This is a genomic window from Limnohabitans sp. JirII-31 (assembly GCF_002778315.1).
GTDB lineage: Bacteria > Pseudomonadota > Gammaproteobacteria > Burkholderiales > Burkholderiaceae_C > Limnohabitans.
The window spans coordinates 77,367-93,659 of the sequence record NZ_NESA01000006.1 but is presented as its reverse complement, the minus strand read 5'-3'; the positions used below and the strand labels follow the sequence as shown (position 1 = coordinate 93,659).

Genomic DNA, 16,293 nt, shown 5'->3' with positions numbered 1-16,293 from the left:
GAATTACGATGAGAATCGTTTGACATTATGGAGTTTTCAGTTGTCAGTTAACTGAATGCATTTTTCGCTTTTATGAAACAAACTTCAGCCATCTCCCCACAGCCCTTGATGCTGAATGCGACGTTGCAGGACTTGCCTGATCAGCCGGATGCACTGGCGCGTGCGCGAGCATTCGTCGAACCTTTGTTCAGTGGCGCGAGCCTGGATACCGGCGAAGATGTTTTGCAGCATGCAGATGGTGTGGCCACTATTCTGGGTCAAATTGGTGGGTCAGAAGCCATGCAAGCAGCCTGCTATTTGGTTTATGCGACAGAGTTTCTCAACAAACCTGAAGATGTGATCTCCAAGGCGTTTGGCCCCAGTTATGCCGAGCTTGCTTTAGAGACTGTACGTTTGATCCGTGTGCAACGACAGGCACGTGTTGTTGCCTCTGACAAACCTGCTGCGAACTTGCAAACCGAGAATGTGCGAAAAATGCTCTTGGCATTTTCCCGGGACCTGCGTGTTGTCCTTTTACGTTTAGCTTCGCGTTTACAAACCTTACGCTATTACGCAGCCAGCAAGAAAAGTGTGCCTCATGGTTTGGCTCATGAGTCGTTGCATGTTTTTGCCCCTCTTGCCAATCGTTTGGGTATTTGGCAAATCAAATGGGAAATCGAGGACTTATCCCTGAGATTTCTTGAGCCTGAGACATACCGTGAAGTCGCGCGTTGGTTGGATGAGAAACGTGCTGAGCGAGAAAAGTACATGGTTGAGTTGCAGCAACAACTCTCCAGTGCATTGAAAGAGCAACGGATTGAGGCAAGTGTTCAAGGACGGCCCAAGCACATTTACAGCATTGTCAAAAAAATGCGTGGCAAGTCGTTGGGTTTTGAGCGTGTGTTTGATGTGCGCGCATTGCGTGTGATTGTGCCCTCCGTGCCAGATTGCTACGCCGTATTGAGTTGGGTTCATACACATTTCACTCCTATCGTTGAAGAGTTTGACGATTACATTGCGCGTCCTAAGTCGAATGGGTACCAGTCTTTGCATACGGTCGTGCGCGATGCACAAGGACGACCCATCGAAGTGCAAATAAGAACTCGTGCAATGCACGAACATGCAGAGCAGGGCGTTGCTGCACATTGGGCGTACAAAGAAGCCGGAGCACGCGGGTATGCCGGGGTATCTGCTTCAGGTGCTTATGACGCCAAGATTGCTGTCTTGCGTCAATTGCTGGCCTGGGAGCGAGAGTTGGTATCTGCATCCCAGAATGGTTCTGCGGCACCGTCCACCAAGACCGATGCTCTGAGTGATCGCATTTATGTTTTGACGCCTGATGCTGCTGTGGTGGAGTTGCCGCAAGGTGCAACGTCCATTGACTTTGCCTATGCGTTACACACGAATTTAGGTCACCGCTGCCGCGGTGCTCGTGTGGATGGCGCGATGGTGCCCCTTCATACCGTGTTGAAAAATGGTCAAACTGTTGAGGTCACTGCTGTGAAAGAAGGCGGGCCTTCGCGGGACTGGCTGAATACCGAATTGGGGTTTCTTGCGAGTCCAAGAGCGCGTTCAAAAGTACGGGCATGGTTCAACGCACAAGCGATGCAAGACACTGTCGCAAAGGGTCGAGAGGCCGTTGAGAAGTTGTTGCAACGTGAGGGAAAGACGGCCATCAAGCTGGATGACCTTGCGTCTCAACTTGGCTTCAAATCCTCGGATGCTCTGTTTGAGGTTGTGGGTAAAGATGAATTTTCTTTGCGTAACATTGAGACGCTGCTGAATCCACCGGAACCCAGCTTGGCGCCAGATGACTACGTGCTGTTAAAGAAGTCGCGCCATACGGAACAAAATCCCAAAGGCGGCGTGTTGGTTGTCGGCATTGATTCTTTGTTGACCCAATTGGCAAAGTGCTGCAAGCCAGCGCCACCTGACGATATACGGGGGTTTGTGACGCGTGGCAAAGGTGTCAGCATTCACCGTGCTGATTGCGGTAACTTTCGCCAAATGGCGCTGCGTAATGTTGAGCGTGTGATTGAGGTCGACTGGGGTAAATCAAAGCAGGCCCAAGATCAGATCTACCCTGTGGATGTGTATATCGAAGCGTTTGATCGTCAAGGTTTGCTGCGTGACATATCGGAGGTTTTTTCCAAAGAGAAAATGAACGTGATCGGCGTCCAAACACAATCGATCAAAGAGTTGGCTTTGATGACATTCACGGTCGAGGTCAGTGACTCGGGACGTTTGCAGAAAGTTTTGACGGCTGTGCGCGATGTTTCTGGTGTACGTTCTGCCCGTCGTCGCTGAGTCTGCTATACTCACGACTTCGAACAATTAGGCGCGTAGCTCAGCTGGTTAGAGCACCACCTTGACATGGTGGGGGTCGTTGGTTCGAGTCCAATCGCGCCTACCAATTGTTACCCGTCCAGCCCGGCACTGTCAGAGCAGTGACGGGCTTTTGTTTACAACGGGAGCTGACTCATGAGCAGCAAAAATTACATGCGCCCTGCTGAAGACGACAGACGCATCATCAAAAAATACCCCAATCGTCGGCTTTACGACACATCTTCGTCCAGCTATGTTGCGTTGGGTGACATCAAGCGCTTGGTCATGGAAAACACACCTTTTGTGGTGCGCGATGCCAAGACTGGGGCAGATCTAACCCGTAGCATCTTGCTGCAAATCATTCTGGAAGAAGAGTCTGATGGTTCTCCGATTTTGACGGAGCCCATGTTGGCCAACATCATTCGCTTTTATGGCCACGCCATGCAAGGATTCATGGGGTCGTATCTGGAAAAGAACGTGCAGACCTTCATGGATTTTCAAGCTCAGTTGGCTGGAACATCCAAGGATTTGGCGCCCCTTCCCATGATGCAGGGCTTGGTTGGGCGATATGTCGACCAATCAACACAAGTTCTGACAGAAATGCAAGAACAGATGCAGCAACAATTTAAGAAACAAACCGAGCAGATGATGGATGTGATGAGGCTGAAACGCTGATGAATGACGTGACGACACCAAAAGTGGGTTTTGTCAGCTTGGGCTGTCCCAAAGCATTGACAGATTCCGAATTGATCTTGACTCAGCTCAGTGCTGAGGGATACCAAACATCGAAAACCTTTGCCGGTGCTGATTTGGTCATTGTGAATACCTGTGGATTCATTGATGACGCTGTCAAAGAAAGTCTCGACACGATTGGCGAGGCCTTGGCTGAAAATGGCAAAGTTATTGTCACGGGATGTTTGGGTGCGAGAAGCGGTGAAGGTGGAGCCAATCTGGTTCAGCAAATTCATCCGCGCGTGTTGGCTGTCACTGGCCCCCATGCCACGCAAGAGGTGATGGATGCGGTGCATGCACATTTGCCTAAGCCACATGATCCTTTTCTGGATTTGGTGCCCCAAGCTTTTGGTGAAGCAGGTATCAAGCTCACGCCCAAGCATTACGCATATTTGAAAATCAGTGAAGGCTGTAACCATCGCTGTACGTTTTGCATCATCCCTTCAATGCGCGGAGACTTGGTGAGTCGCCCCATCGGTGATGTGCTCAAAGAAGCGCGTGCTTTGTTTGAAGGAGGTGTCAAAGAGTTGCTGGTGATCAGCCAAGACACATCGGCGTACGGCGTTGACGTCAAATACCGCACAGGTTTTTGGGATGGACAGCCGATCAAAACGCGGACCTTGGAGTTGGCGCAGACCTTGGCACAGCTGGCGCAAAGCTATGGTGCGTGGATTCGTTTGCATTATGTGTACCCATATCCCAGCGTGGATGACATCATTCCCTTGATGGCGACTGGACATGTGTTGCCCTATTTAGACGTGCCGTTTCAGCACAGCCATCCGGACGTCTTGAAACGCATGAAAAGACCTGCAAGTGGTGAGAGGAACCTAGAGCGTATTGCTCGTTGGCGAGAGTTGTGTCCTCAGATCGTGATTCGCAGCACATTCATTGCAGGCTTTCCTGGTGAAACAGAGGCTGAGTTTGAACATTTGTTAGATTTTGTCCGTGAAGCCGAAATCGATCGCGCCGGTTGCTTTGCTTATAGCCCGGTAGATGGCGCAACAGCCAACGAATTACCGGGCATGTTGCCTCAAGAGGTTCGTGAGGCGCGCCAAGCGCGTTTCATGGCAGTGGCAGAAGAGGTGTCCATCCAGAAGCTCAAGCGTCGCATAGGTTCTACTTTGCAAGTTTTGGTAGATGAGGCACCGGGTAATGGACGCAAAGGTGGCGTGGGGCGCAGCTACGCAGATGCGCCTGAAATTGATGGTGTGGTCAAGCTGTTGCCATCTGAAAAAATCAGCAAAGTTTTGCGAGTTGGTGAATTCACACGTGCACGTGTGGTGGCCACTGACGGGCATGATCTTGTTGCGTTGCCTGTTTGAAGAGCAAAAACACAAAAGCCACCGTGAAGGTGGCTTTCATTTAACTTATATTGGTGCCCAGGAAGGGACTCGAACCCCCACGATGTTACTCGCTAGTACCTGAAACTAGTGCGTCTACCAATTCCGCCACCTGGGCATTTCAGGAAAGAAAGGCATTGTATCAAAAATTTATCAACAACCAGCGGATTGCTGGAAGAGTTTGAAGGCACCGTCTTCGGTCACCGTGATGGTCATGGCTTTGTGCAGCGCGATGATGGAGCGGCAGATATTTATCTGCCTCCAAATGAAATGCGTGCTGTGCTGCATCGCGATCGTGTCAAAGCACGCGTGGTACGTTTCGATAAAAAAGGGCGTCCAGAAGGACGCGTGGTCGAAATCATGGAGCGTTCGAATCAGCCGATCATTGGCCGCCTACTTCAAGAAAGCGGCGTATGGTTAGTTGCGCCTGAGGACAAGCGCTATGGTCAAGATGTGTTGATTCCCAAAGGGGCGACCGGTCGCGCGAGCACGGGGCAGGTTGTCGTGGTCGAGTTGACCGAGCCTCCGAGCTTGTATGGACAGCCCGTAGGTCGCATCAAAGAAGTTTTGGGCGAAGTTGATGACCCAGGCATGGAGATCGAAATCGCGGTTCGTAAATACGGCGTACCGCACGAATTCTCTGAAGCTTGCTTGGCTTTGGCCCGCGGGTTGCCTGACAAGGTACGTCCTCAAGATAAAAAAGATCGCGTTGATTTGACCGATGTGGCTTTGGTCACGATCGATGGCGAAGATGCGCGTGACTTTGACGATGCTGTGTATTGCGAGCCTGCCAAAGTGGGCCGTGGCAAAGGCTGGCGTCTGTTGGTGGCTATTGCCGATGTGAGCCACTATGTGGAGACGGGCAGTGCGATTGATATTGACGCTTATGACCGCGCCACCAGTGTGTACTTCCCACGTCGGGTCATTCCGATGTTGCCTGAGAAACTATCAAATGGCTTGTGCTCACTCAACCCCGACGTTGAGCGCTTGTGCATGGTGTGTGACATGTTGATCACGGCTAGCGGTGAGATCCATGCCTATCAGTTCTATCCGGCGGTCATGCATAGCCATGCACGTTTTACCTACACCGAAGTGGCGGCTATTTTGGCTAACACACGCGGGCCAGAGGCTGCCAAGCGCAAAGAACGTGTGCCAGATCTGATCAACTTGCACGATGTCTACGGCGCTTTGCTGAAATCACGCCGTGTCCGTGGTGCCGTAGATTTTGAAACCACCGAAACACAAATTGTGTGCGATGACAGTGGTCGTATTGAAAAAATTATTCCTCGTATACGTAACGACGCCCATAAGTTAATTGAAGAAGCGATGTTGGCTGCCAATGTGTGCAGTGCAGACTTCATTTTGCAAAGCAAGCACCCAGGTTTATTTCGAGTTCACGAAGGGCCAACGCCTGAGAAAAAGGACATCCTTCGCAATTACTTGAAGGCGACGGGTGTGGGGTTGACGATCACCGATAACCCCAAGCCTGGAGAGTTTCAGGCGATTGCAGAAGCGACCAAAGAGCGTCCTGATGCGCAGCAAATTCATTCGATGCTGTTGCGTTCAATGCAGCAAGCGATTTACACCCCGATTAACAGCGGTCACTTTGGTTTGGCCTTTGAGGCCTACACCCACTTCACCAGTCCTATTCGGCGCTACCCCGACTTGCTTGTGCACCGTGTGATCAAGGCTATTTTGCTCAAGCGCCGTTACCAATTGCCGGTGTTGCCCACGCCGGGTGAAGCACATGCCAAACTGGCACGTCGCTTGGCAACGCGTGTCCGGGAACCGTCACAAAAGCTGGAGCTAAAAACCAAACCGACACCCGATCAGCAGGCATGGGAAGCTGCGGGCCTGCATTGCAGTGCCAATGAGCGTCGCGCAGACGAGGCCAGTCGCGATGTAGAGGCTTGGCTCAAGTGCAAATACATGCGTGAACATTTGGGAGAAGAGTACGGTGGGGTGGTCACTGCGGCTACAGGCTTTGGCTTATTTGTGACCTTGGATGCGATGTATGTAGAGGGCTTGGTCCACATCACCGAACTGGGAGGCGAGTACTTCCGCTTTGATGAAGCCCGACAAGAGTTGCGTGGCGAACGAACTGGCATTCGTTATGCCATTGGCTCACGAGTTCGGATTCAGGTCAGTCGCGTGGATTTAGACGGTCGAAAAATTGACTTTCGTTTGGTCCGTGACAGCGAGGATGTGTTGCCACGTTCACCCAAAGAGACGACCAAATCTCCGATGCAAAACTTCAAGGCCGCTGTCAAAAAAGCGTTCACAAAGACAAATGATAAGTCGGGTAAACCCAGTGTCAAAAAGTCCGGTGGGGTGAAGAGTAAGAGTCGCAGATCCCGTTGATCGGTTAGCGAATGGATGCTGCCAATAAGGCAGCATCCAACGCTGGGCCTGTTGTTGGCCAAGTGTCTGCGATCAGCCCGTGTGCATGTGCGCCATGGCAAGCAGCTTCAAACGCGCTTTGTCCTTGTGCCATTTTGGCCCCAATGAAACCGGCAAGGACGTCGCCCGTTCCTGCTGTCGCTAGTAAAGCACTCCCTGTGTGGTTGATCACAGGCGTCATCCCTGAGCAGGCAATCACTGTGCCGGAGCCTTTGAGAACGACTACAGCACCGGTCAACTCTGCGAGTTGCTGAGCGGAATGCAGGCGGTTGTTTTGTATGTCGAGCGTGCTGCATTTGAGCAATCGGGCGGCCTCCCGTGGATGTGGCGTGAGCACGGTGGGACGCCTGTTTTGTGTTCGATTCCTCACTAGTTGCAAGAGCGATGCATCGCTCGCAATGGCATTCAATGCATCTGCGTCCAACACCAATTGTGCGGCTGTGCTCAACACCTTTGGCAAGATGGCGCGTACGTCATCTCCTGCGCCGCAGCCACAAACGACACATGCTGTTTTTGGTTCCAGCGTGTCCACCGCGCGAACCATCAAGGCCGGATGCTGAGCTGTCACGCTGGATCGTGAGGCTGCATCCAGCAAGCCCAAATACACGCGACCAGCACCTCCATGCAGTGCCGCCACGCCTGCCAACACGGCCGCACCTGTCATGCCAGATGCTCCACCCATCACGATGAGTTCCCCGAAACTGCCTTTATGGCTGTTGTGTGGGCGCTGTGTGCTCGGGTGGACTGAGACTTGAAGGTACGCAACAGGCGGTGTTGAATGAACTGTTTTGTCAGTTGGAGTGGATACCAAATCGTCAAACCAAACTTGGCCTGCGGCGTCTCGCCCGTCGGCCGTGAAAAGACCCGGTTTGAGGGTGAGTAAGCTCAAGGTATGACGTGGTGATGTGCTTTGATGTGTGTTGTCGCTGCGAAGCCATTCCCCCGTGTCTGCGCACAAGCCGGTGGGCAGATCTATACACAAAACGGGGACATTGCTGGTTTGCATGGTGTGGAGCCAATTGGCGATGGTGCCATCCGGCGCTCTGTTCACACCTAATCCCAGCAAGGCGTCTATGGCCAAATCAAAAGTTTCTGGTGGATCTTCTGCAAAAGTTATGCCTGCTTTGATAGCTCGCTGTCCAGCTCTTTGGGCGTCACTTGGCGTGTTTTGCTTGTTTCCTAGCCAAGTGACCACCACTTGTTTGCCCCAATGCTGGAGGCGAATCGCAGCTTCAAGCCCATCGCCGCCGTTGTTGCCTGGGCCGCAAGCGATCCAAATTCTTTGTGCGTGCGGTGCAATGGCCAATGCCAATTGTGCTGTCGCAAGACCTGCGCGTTCCATCAAGGTGTGCTCAGGTAAAGCCGTCTTGAGTTCGGCCTCAATGTGTTGCGTGCTCAATGTGTCATACAGCGGCCATGCTTGATACGCCGTGAGGGGACAAACAGTCACTGTAGGACGTGTCATCTCTGCGGCTTCAATCGCTCAATGCCAAGACCTTCAAGGTCAATTTCTGGCGTCAGTCTTGACATGCTGTCTGCCAGTGCCTTTGCGCTGCCACACGACAGTGCCCAACCGCTGGATCCGTGGCCTAAATTCAACCAAATACCAGGAATACCACTAGGTCCTATGACAGGTGGTCCATCAGGCAACATGGGACGAGAACCTTTCCATACTTGCACACTGTCTTGTGTGCGCGCTGCGCCGGGAAACCAGTCGTCCAGCACCCGATAGAGCGTCTTGACGCTGGCTGCGTGGTGCTGGCGAGCATTTCCACCAATTTCCGCACTTCCTGAAACGCGCACTCTCTGTCCAAGTCTTGAAATCGCAACTTTATAGCGTTCATCCATGACGCCGCTGCGAGGGGCATCCAGCGGTTCGCGCACAGATGCACTCACAGAATAACCGTGAACAGCTGCCAATGGAATATGCAGGCCCACAGGTGCCAAAAGACGCGCGCTGCCCAAACCGGCGCACACCACAACCTCATCGAACACGATGCCTGGATCTGCTGTGCCGATTCGGATTCGACGCGGCTCACTGGGAGAAAGCGCTTGTACGCTTGCATTGAAATGAAATTTCACACCCTTAGATTCCGCAATGTTTTTCAGCAGCAAGGTGAATTGGCGGCAGTTCCCTACTTCATCGTTGGGAAAATGCAAGGCATAGGCCAGGGGCGTGTCGGGGTTCAACGCTGGTTCGATGCTGCGTGCTTCTGATGCGCTCAAGGTTTTAAAGCTCAAGCCTGCGTCACGCATGATTTTTAGCGACGGTTGCACCATTTGGTGCTCCTGTTCGCCGCGCAACAACACCATATAACCTGGTGTTCGGTCGTGCTCTATGTGAAGACGCTCCGTCAAGCGCTGCAGCCTTTGATGGCTGTAGGTTGATAGGCGTAATAAATGCGCTCGATTTTGGATAAAGGTGTTCTCGTCACAGGCACGCCACCATCGCCACAGCCACTTGACTTCGTCCCAGCTCGGGTGCGACAAGCGGACGGGGCTGTGAGCCCTCCACAAATGTTTCAAGATATGCAGGGTCATCCCTGGTTTTGCCCACGGTGTTACATACCCCGGAGAAATAACGCCTGCATTGGCAAAGCTGCAGCCTTCGGCTGATGAACTGCTGCGTTCATAGACGCTGACATCATGGCCCTGGGCCGCCAGTTCGTACGCTGTTGTCACCCCTATAACACCAGCCCCAATCACTGCGACTTTCATGCACTATGCCTCGCGATGCGTGGTCGTACCTGGGAGTGCTGGGGGGCTTGCTGTGCTAGAATCATTGGGTTTTGTAAGTGTCTCCTTGTTGGGGAGACTTGTTAAAACATCACTCGCAAATCAGCCCACTCAAGGTGTTGCCAAAGATTTTCAAATGAAAATTAGCGGCGATGACGGGCTGAATTTTAGACTCAACCTTTGGAGTAATCACATGTCAGTCACTATGCGCGAAATGCTCGAAGCCGGCGTCCACTTTGGTCACCAAACTCGCTTCTGGAACCCCAAAATGGCGCCGTTCATTTTTGGGCATCGCAACAAAATTCACATTATCAACCTTGAAAAATCGCTTCCGATGTTTCAAGATGCAGCCAAGTTCGTCAAGCAACTGGCTGCCAACCGTGGCACCATTTTGATGGTGGGTACCAAGCGTCAGTCGCGCGAAATCGTTGCTGCTGAAGCGCAACGTGCTGGTGTTCCCTTTGTCGACCAACGTTGGTTGGGTGGTATGTTGACCAACTTCAAAACTGTCAAAACCTCTATCAAGCGTTTGAAAGACATGAAAACGCAGCAAGAAGCTGGTTTGGACGCGCTGTCGAAAAAAGAACAGCTGATGTTCAAGCGCGAGATCGAGAAGCTCGAAAAGGATATCGGTGGTATTCAAGATATGGCAACTTTGCCGGATGCCATTTTTGTCATCGACGTGGGCTATCACAAAATTGCGATCGCAGAAGCCAAAAAGCTTGGGATTCCTTTGATTGGTGTGGTGGACTCTAACCACTCGCCTGAAGGCATCGATTATGTGATTCCAGGTAACGATGACTCTTCCAAAGCCGTGACCTTGTACGCCCGCGGTATCGCTGACGCGATCCTTGAAGGTCGTGCCAACGCTGTCAATGACGTGGTCAAGGCAGTTGCCGAAGCTGGTGACGAATTCGTTGAAGTCGCTGCGTAAGCGACTCCCCAACTTTGAGAAGGGGCTCGTGCAGCCCCTTTTTCACACCCTGATTGAATTGAACTGAAGACGGAGAAACATATGGCAGCTATTACTGCAAGCATGGTCGCTGAACTACGCGCCAAAACAGATGCCCCCATGATGGAGTGCAAAAAGGCCTTGACTGAAGCCGATGGTGACATGGCCAAAGCTGAAGAACTGCTGCGCGTTAAACTTGGCAGCAAAGCAGGCAAGGCCGCAAGTCGTATCACTGCAGAAGGCGTGATCGCCAGCTTCATTGACGGCAACAAAGGTTCGTTGCTTGAAGTGAATTGCGAAACAGACTTTGTGACTAAAAATGACAGCTTCTTGGCGTTGGCCCAAGCAGCAGCCAAGTTGATTGTTGAGCACAACCCCGCCTCTTTAGAGGCCTTGGGTGCTTTGTCTTACAGCCAAGATGGTTTTGGCCCTACGCTAGAAGATGTGCGCAAGGGCTTGATTGGCAAGATCGGCGAGAACATGAGCTTCCGTCGTTTCAAGCGTTTCGAAGGTGCTCAAGTGGCTTCTTACCTGCACGGCACACGCATTGGTGTGGTTGTGGAGTTTGATGGTGACATGACTGCTGCCAAAGACGTTGCCATGCATGTGGCTGCGATGAAACCAGTGGCTTTGACCAGTGCCGATGTGCCTGCTGAGTTGATTGAGAAAGAGCGCTCAGTCGCCACAGCCAAAGCTGCGGAGTCTGGCAAGCCAGCTGACATCGCCAGCAAAATGATTGAAGGCTCTGTGCAGAAATACCTCAAAGAGGTGTCTTTGTTCAATCAGCCTTTTGTCAAAAACGACAAGCAAACCGTTGAGCAAATGCTCAAAGCTGCGAACACCAACGTCAAAGCATTTACTTTGTATGTGGTGGGCGAGGGCATTGAGAAAAAGGTAGACGACTTTGCTGCCGAAGTGGCGGCTCAAGTCGCCGCGGCCAAGCAGTCGGCCTAATCACAAAAAGGGGAGCATCGGCTCCCCTTTTGACGTCAACCTCGCACCCCCATCAAGATAGACCAAGGAGTTTTCTCATGACATCAGTCCAGCCAGCCCACAAGCGTATTTTGCTCAAGCTGTCCGGCGAAGCTTTGATGGGGGACGATGCATTTGGTATCAACCGGGCCACGATTGTGCGCATCGTGGATGAAGTGTCTGAGGTCATTCGTCTCGGGGTTGAGGTCGCCATCGTGATTGGTGGCGGCAACATCTTTCGCGGTGTTGCCGGTGGTGCCGTCGGTATGGACCGTGCAACGGCAGATTACATGGGTATGTTGGCCACGGTGATGAATTCATTGGCTTTGGCAGACACCATGAACAAGGCTGGTTTGACGGCACGGGTCATGTCAGCGATTGCCATTGACCAAGTGGTCGAGCCTTATGTCCGTCCCAAAGCGCTGCAATACCTTGAGGAAGGTAAAGTTGTTATTTTTGCGGCGGGTACAGGCAACCCATTTTTCACCACTGACACAGCAGCAGCTTTGCGTGGCGCTGAAATTGGGGCTGAAATGGTGCTCAAGGCTACCAAAGTGGACGGTGTGTATACCGCTGATCCCAAAAAAGACCCGACAGCAACTCGCTACAGCGAGCTGAGTTTTGACGATGCCATCAGCCAAAACCTTGGCATCATGGATGCCACGGCATTTGCGTTGTGTCGCGATCAAAAATTACCAGTGAAAGTCTTTTCAATTTTTAAAAATGGTGCGCTCAAACGCGTGGTCTTGGGTGAGGATGAAGGCACGCTTGTGCACGCTTGAGCCCACGGTTTTTGAGACTTTTCACGCCTAGATTCAGGAGGAACACATGACGATTGCTGACATCAAGAAAAATATCGAAACCAAGATGGATCAGTCCATTGCGTCTTTCAGCAGTAGCCTGACGAAAATCCGTACGGGTCGCGCCAGTCCAGCTTTGCTGGATGCTGTGCAAGTTGATTACTACGGTTCGATGGTGCCAATCAGTCAAGTGGCCAACGTGTCCTTGCTTGATGCGCGCACCATCAGCGTTCAGCCTTGGGAGAAAAGCATGTCTGCCAAGATTGAAAAAGCCATTCGCGACAGCGACCTAGGTTTGAATCCCTCGTCAATGGGTGAGCTCATTCGCGTGCCCATGCCACCGATGTCTGAAGAGCGTCGCAAAGAGTTGACCAAGGTGGTTCGCTCTGAAGGTGAAAACGCCAAAGTTGCGGTACGTAACCTGCGTCGCGACGCCAATGAGTCCGTTAAGAAATTGGTCAAAGATAAATTGGCATCAGAAGACGATCAAAAACGTGCGGAAGCAGACATTCAAAAAGTGACCGACAAACACATTGCTGACATTGACAAAGTGATCGCCAGCAAAGAACAAGAAATCATGGCGGTCTAAGCACCCCATGCTCAAGCAACGCATCATCACGGCACTTGTGTTGTTGGCGCTTTTGTTGCCAGCACTTCTGGCTTCCACGGCGGAACCGCTTGCCACCTTCACCTTGGTGTTGATTGCTGCCGGTGCTTGGGAGTGGGGCCGTTTGAATGGTTTGGGCATGCGCGGTGCATTGCGATGCGCCGCGGTTTGTTTGTTCGCTTGCTTTTTGACTTGGGCCGCGCATTGGGCTTACCACCCCCCCGTCTGGGTCTGGCCGATTGCTGGTGGTTTGTGGGTGTTGGGGGGCGGAGCGTTGATTCGTGGCGGGGTTGAGGCATGGCCTCGCATTCCGCGTATGTTGCGTTTGATCGTTGGTTTGTTGGCCTTGTGGGCGACTTGGCTTGCTCTGTACCAAGCCAAGGTTATGGGTACCAACTTTTTGCTGTCTTTGCTGCTGATTGTTTGGATGGCCGATATAGCTGCTTACTTTTTTGGGCGTGCCTTTGGTCGTCGTAAGTTGGCGATCCACATCAGTCCCGGTAAAAGTTGGGAAGGTGTGTGGGGTGGGATGGCCGGGGTGCTTCTGATGGCCTTGGTTTGGATCTGGCTCGATACCCAATACCCCATGGATAGCCAGAGTTTATTCACGCACTTACAAGCGCGTGGTTGGCCATTCTTGCTGTTGGCCACTTTATTTTTAGTGGCAATGAGTGTGATGGGGGATTTGGTAGAGTCTTTGGTCAAACGCAGTGCCGGTATGAAAGACAGCAGCCAGTTATTGCCCGGACACGGAGGGGTGTTGGATCGGGTGGATGCCTTGCTGCCTACCTTGCCGATTGCCCTCATGCTGATGCAGTCACTGTGATGAACGCATTGGACCGACTCAAGCCGCAAAAGCTCACCGTATTGGGCTCAACGGGCTCCATTGGCACCAATACTCTGGACGTGGTCGCACGTCACCCAGATCGATTCCAAGTCTTTGCTTTAACGGGTGCCTCTCAAGTGGACTTGATGCTGCAACAGTGCGTGCAATTCAAACCCCAGGTTGTCGTGATGGCGCACGCGCAGGCCGCACGCTCACTCCAAGACAAAGTGCACGCGCAAGGCTTGGATGTGCAGGTGCGTACCGGTGCGCAAGCACTTGAAGACGTGGCCTCACATCCCGAGGTTGATGCCGTGATGGCGGCCATCGTTGGCGCTGCTGGATTGGCACCTTGTTTGGCTGCTGCACGAAGCGGTAAGCGTTTGTTGCTGGCCAACAAAGAGGCTTTGGTCGTTGGAGGTGAAGTCTTTTTGTCTGCTGTCAAACGCGGTGGTGCCACTTTGTTGCCTATCGACAGCGAGCACTCTGCGATTTTTCAATCCTTGCCTGAAGATCCTCACACGTGGGATTCACGCGTCGAAAAAATCATTTTGACGGCGTCGGGTGGCCCGTTTCGCACCCGCGATGTGAAGACCCTCAAAGACGTCACGCCTGAGGAAGCTTGCGCTCATCCCAATTGGGTCATGGGGCGAAAGATTTCAGTGGATTCAGCCACGATGATGAACAAAGCCTTGGAGGTCATTGAGGCGCGTTATTTGTTTGGCTTGCCGCCAGAGCGGATTGATGTCGTGATACATCCGCAAAGCGTTATTCATTCGATGGTGCAATACCGCGACGCTTCGGTGGTTGCGCAGTTGGGGACTCCGGATATGCGAGGTCCTATCGCTTATGGTTTGAGTTGGCCTGAGCGCATTGCTTCGGGGGCTCAAGCGCTGGATTTCCACACGCTGTCAGCGATGACGTTTGAGGCATTGAACGACCATGGCCATCCCGAGCGGTTCGCTGGTTTGCGCTTGGCGTGGGACGCCTTGCGTGGTCCCTCAGGCACCACTGCAATTTTGAATGCGGCCAATGAGGTTGCTGTGGCTGCATTCTTGGATCGTCGCATCCGATTTGACCAAATCCATCATCTTAATGTGGCCTGTATCGATCAATTACAGCCTTCGCCACCACACGACTTGATGGATTTATTAGCGCTCGATGCACAAGCTCGCGTCACAGCTGAAACGCTCGTTCAAAAATTTGCATTGCCATGACCGTGTTGGTCTTTCTCGGCACTTTGGGTTTGTTGGTTGCCGTACATGAATGGGGGCATTACAGAATGGCTGTGGCCTGCGGGGTCAAAGTGCTCACGTTTTCTGTGGGTTTTGGTCGACCCTTGCTGAGATGGCGCGCTCGCCGTCCTTTCCCTGGACAGAGTACCGAGTTCATGATTTGTCTCATTCCCTTGGGCGGCTACGTCAAGATGTTGGATGAAAACGAGGAAGTCGTTGCTCCCGGTGATGTCTCCATGGCCCTGAACCGTCAGAGCTTATGGCGACGTGCAGCCATCGTCTCAGCAGGACCCTCGGCCAACCTGTTGCTCGCGGTGGTGTTGTATGCCGCGACTTTTTGGTTAGGGCAGTATGAGTCAAAACCGCTACTGGCGTCGCCTGCCTTGGGTTCTGTGGCCGAGTCCGTGGGTTTGCGCGGTGGCGATTTGGTACTGCGTGTCGGTTTGTCTGAAGCGACCTTGCACGAGGTCGAATCTATGGAGGCCTTGCGTTGGTGGGCCCTGCAAGAAGACACCCTCCATGAGCCATTGGTGTTGGAAGTTGAGTCAGCACACAACCATCGCATTCATACCGTGTCATTGCTGGCTCCTGCTTCGATAGCCGAGAACGCGCAAGATCTATCAGGCTTGTCTGTCTATGGGCTAGGACAGCTCTGGAGCCCTGCTGTTATCGGTAACGTACAGGAGGGGAGTGCAGCGCAGCGTGCCGGTTTGCAACGCGGCGATGTGGTGTTGCACATTGATGGACACCGCATGGAAGACGCTGCCATGCTGCGCGCATGGGTGCGTGCCGCTGGCGAGCGTGGCCCTGTGCCTCTTCAAGTATGGGCGATTCGACGACCTCACCAAGGTGAGCTGATGGTAGAGGTCACGCCTGAGCGCGTGTGGGACAAGGACCGCTATGTCGGGCGTATCGGTGCGTATGTGGGCGAGCCACCCGCGCGTGTTTGGGTGCAAGCTGGGTTCATCGATGGCGTAAGCCGTGCATTTGTACGCACGTCGGAAGTGATCGGACTGACGTTGGACATGGTGGGGCGCATGGTCGTTGGCAGTGCTTCACTCGATAATCTGAGTGGGCCTTTGTCAATGGCTGATTACGCGGGACGCTCAGCCAGTATCGGCTTGTCTGCGTATTTGTCGTATTTGGCCTTGATCAGCATCAGTCTTGGGGTGCTCAATCTGATGCCTTTGCCCGTCCTCGACGGGGGGCACCTGTTGTATTATCTTTATGAGGCTTTGACCGGCCGTCCCCCCGCAGCACAGTGGCTCGACGTTTTACAACGCTTGGGTTTGTTGATGTTAGTGGCACTCATGTTTTTTTCTCTCTTCAATGATTTGGTCCGTCTGGGCTGGCTCAGTTAAGCTCCTTCATCATTCACCCAGACCCTGAAGT

The 16,293-nt window shown here is 52.7% G+C and carries 13 protein-coding genes and 2 tRNA genes; 12 read left to right on the top strand and 3 right to left on the bottom strand.

Translation table 11 applies throughout. From position 1 onward, the window contains the following. The first annotated feature begins 72 nt into the window (after positions 1–72). From B9Z41_RS09275 to rimO, 4 genes are all read left to right on the top strand, one after another. Positions 73–2,286: a bifunctional (p)ppGpp synthetase/guanosine-3',5'-bis(diphosphate) 3'-pyrophosphohydrolase gene (locus tag B9Z41_RS09275; protein ID WP_100146784.1), complete on the top strand. Its 2,214-nt coding sequence runs from the start codon at positions 73–75 to the stop codon at positions 2,284–2,286. A 29-nt stretch (positions 2,287–2,315) separates the two neighbouring features. Further along, positions 2,316–2,392, top strand: a tRNA-Val gene (locus tag B9Z41_RS09270). A gap of 68 nt (positions 2,393–2,460) precedes the next feature. Beyond that, complete coding sequence (phaR, locus tag B9Z41_RS09265; protein WP_100146783.1) at positions 2,461–2,979, top strand: polyhydroxyalkanoate synthesis repressor PhaR; 519 nt, start codon at positions 2,461–2,463, stop codon at positions 2,977–2,979. 8 nt (positions 2,980–2,987) lie between these two features. Further along, positions 2,988–4,358 carry a 30S ribosomal protein S12 methylthiotransferase RimO gene (rimO, locus tag B9Z41_RS09260; RefSeq protein WP_369823314.1) on the top strand — a complete coding sequence of 457 codons (1,371 nt, stop codon included), beginning with the start codon at positions 2,988–2,990 and terminating at the stop codon, positions 4,356–4,358. Positions 4,359–4,409: 51 nt separating this feature from the next. On the opposite strand, the gene B9Z41_RS09255 is transcribed toward rimO, so the two are convergent. Then, positions 4,410–4,494: transfer RNA gene (locus B9Z41_RS09255), tRNA-Leu, on the bottom strand. A gap of 50 nt (positions 4,495–4,544) precedes the next feature. Here B9Z41_RS09255 and rnr point away from each other — a divergent pair. Then, positions 4,545–6,737, top strand: a complete 2,193-nt coding sequence (gene rnr, locus B9Z41_RS09250; RefSeq protein WP_100146781.1) for a ribonuclease R — start codon at positions 4,545–4,547, stop codon at positions 6,735–6,737. A 4-nt stretch (positions 6,738–6,741) separates the two neighbouring features. Here rnr and B9Z41_RS09245 read toward each other — a convergent pair whose 3' ends face one another. Continuing rightward, the gene (locus tag B9Z41_RS09245) at positions 6,742–8,241 is read right to left on the bottom strand and encodes an NAD(P)H-hydrate dehydratase (RefSeq protein ID WP_100146780.1); all 1,500 of its coding nucleotides are present in this window, start codon (positions 8,239–8,241) and stop codon (positions 6,742–6,744) included. Further along, entirely contained in the window at positions 8,238–9,494 is a 1,257-nt protein-coding gene (locus tag B9Z41_RS09240; protein ID WP_100146779.1) for a D-amino acid dehydrogenase, read from the bottom strand. Before B9Z41_RS09240 ends, B9Z41_RS09245 begins: the two co-directional genes overlap by 4 nt. A 211-nt stretch (positions 9,495–9,705) precedes the next feature. On the opposite strand from B9Z41_RS09240, the gene rpsB reads away from it, so the two are divergent. The 7 genes from rpsB (at position 9,706) to rseP (ending at position 16,262) form a co-directional block, all read left to right on the top strand. Further along, a complete protein-coding gene (gene rpsB / locus B9Z41_RS09235; RefSeq protein ID WP_100146778.1) occupies positions 9,706–10,446 on the top strand; it encodes a 30S ribosomal protein S2 in 741 nt (246 codons plus the stop codon). An 81-nt stretch (positions 10,447–10,527) separates the two neighbouring features. Then, complete coding sequence (tsf, locus tag B9Z41_RS09230; RefSeq protein WP_100146777.1) at positions 10,528–11,418, top strand: translation elongation factor Ts; 891 nt, start codon at positions 10,528–10,530, stop codon at positions 11,416–11,418. A gap of 77 nt (positions 11,419–11,495) precedes the next feature. Next, positions 11,496–12,218, top strand: coding sequence for a UMP kinase (pyrH, locus tag B9Z41_RS09225; protein ID WP_100146776.1), 723 nt, complete (start codon positions 11,496–11,498; stop codon positions 12,216–12,218). Between the two features lie 46 nt (positions 12,219–12,264). Next, a complete protein-coding gene (frr, locus tag B9Z41_RS09220; RefSeq protein WP_100146775.1) occupies positions 12,265–12,825 on the top strand; it encodes a ribosome recycling factor in 561 nt (186 codons plus the stop codon). Positions 12,826–12,832: 7 nt separating this feature from the next. Continuing rightward, positions 12,833–13,669, top strand: coding sequence for a phosphatidate cytidylyltransferase (locus tag B9Z41_RS09215; RefSeq protein ID WP_100146774.1), 837 nt, complete (start codon positions 12,833–12,835; stop codon positions 13,667–13,669). Then, the gene (ispC, locus tag B9Z41_RS09210) at positions 13,669–14,883 is read left to right on the top strand and encodes a 1-deoxy-D-xylulose-5-phosphate reductoisomerase (protein WP_100146773.1); all 1,215 of its coding nucleotides are present in this window, start codon (positions 13,669–13,671) and stop codon (positions 14,881–14,883) included. Before B9Z41_RS09215 ends, ispC begins: the two co-directional genes overlap by 1 nt. Then, positions 14,880–16,262, top strand: coding sequence for an RIP metalloprotease RseP (gene rseP / locus B9Z41_RS09205; protein WP_369823313.1), 1,383 nt, complete (start codon positions 14,880–14,882; stop codon positions 16,260–16,262). Before ispC ends, rseP begins: the two co-directional genes overlap by 4 nt. The last annotated feature ends 31 nt before the right edge of the window (positions 16,263–16,293 follow it).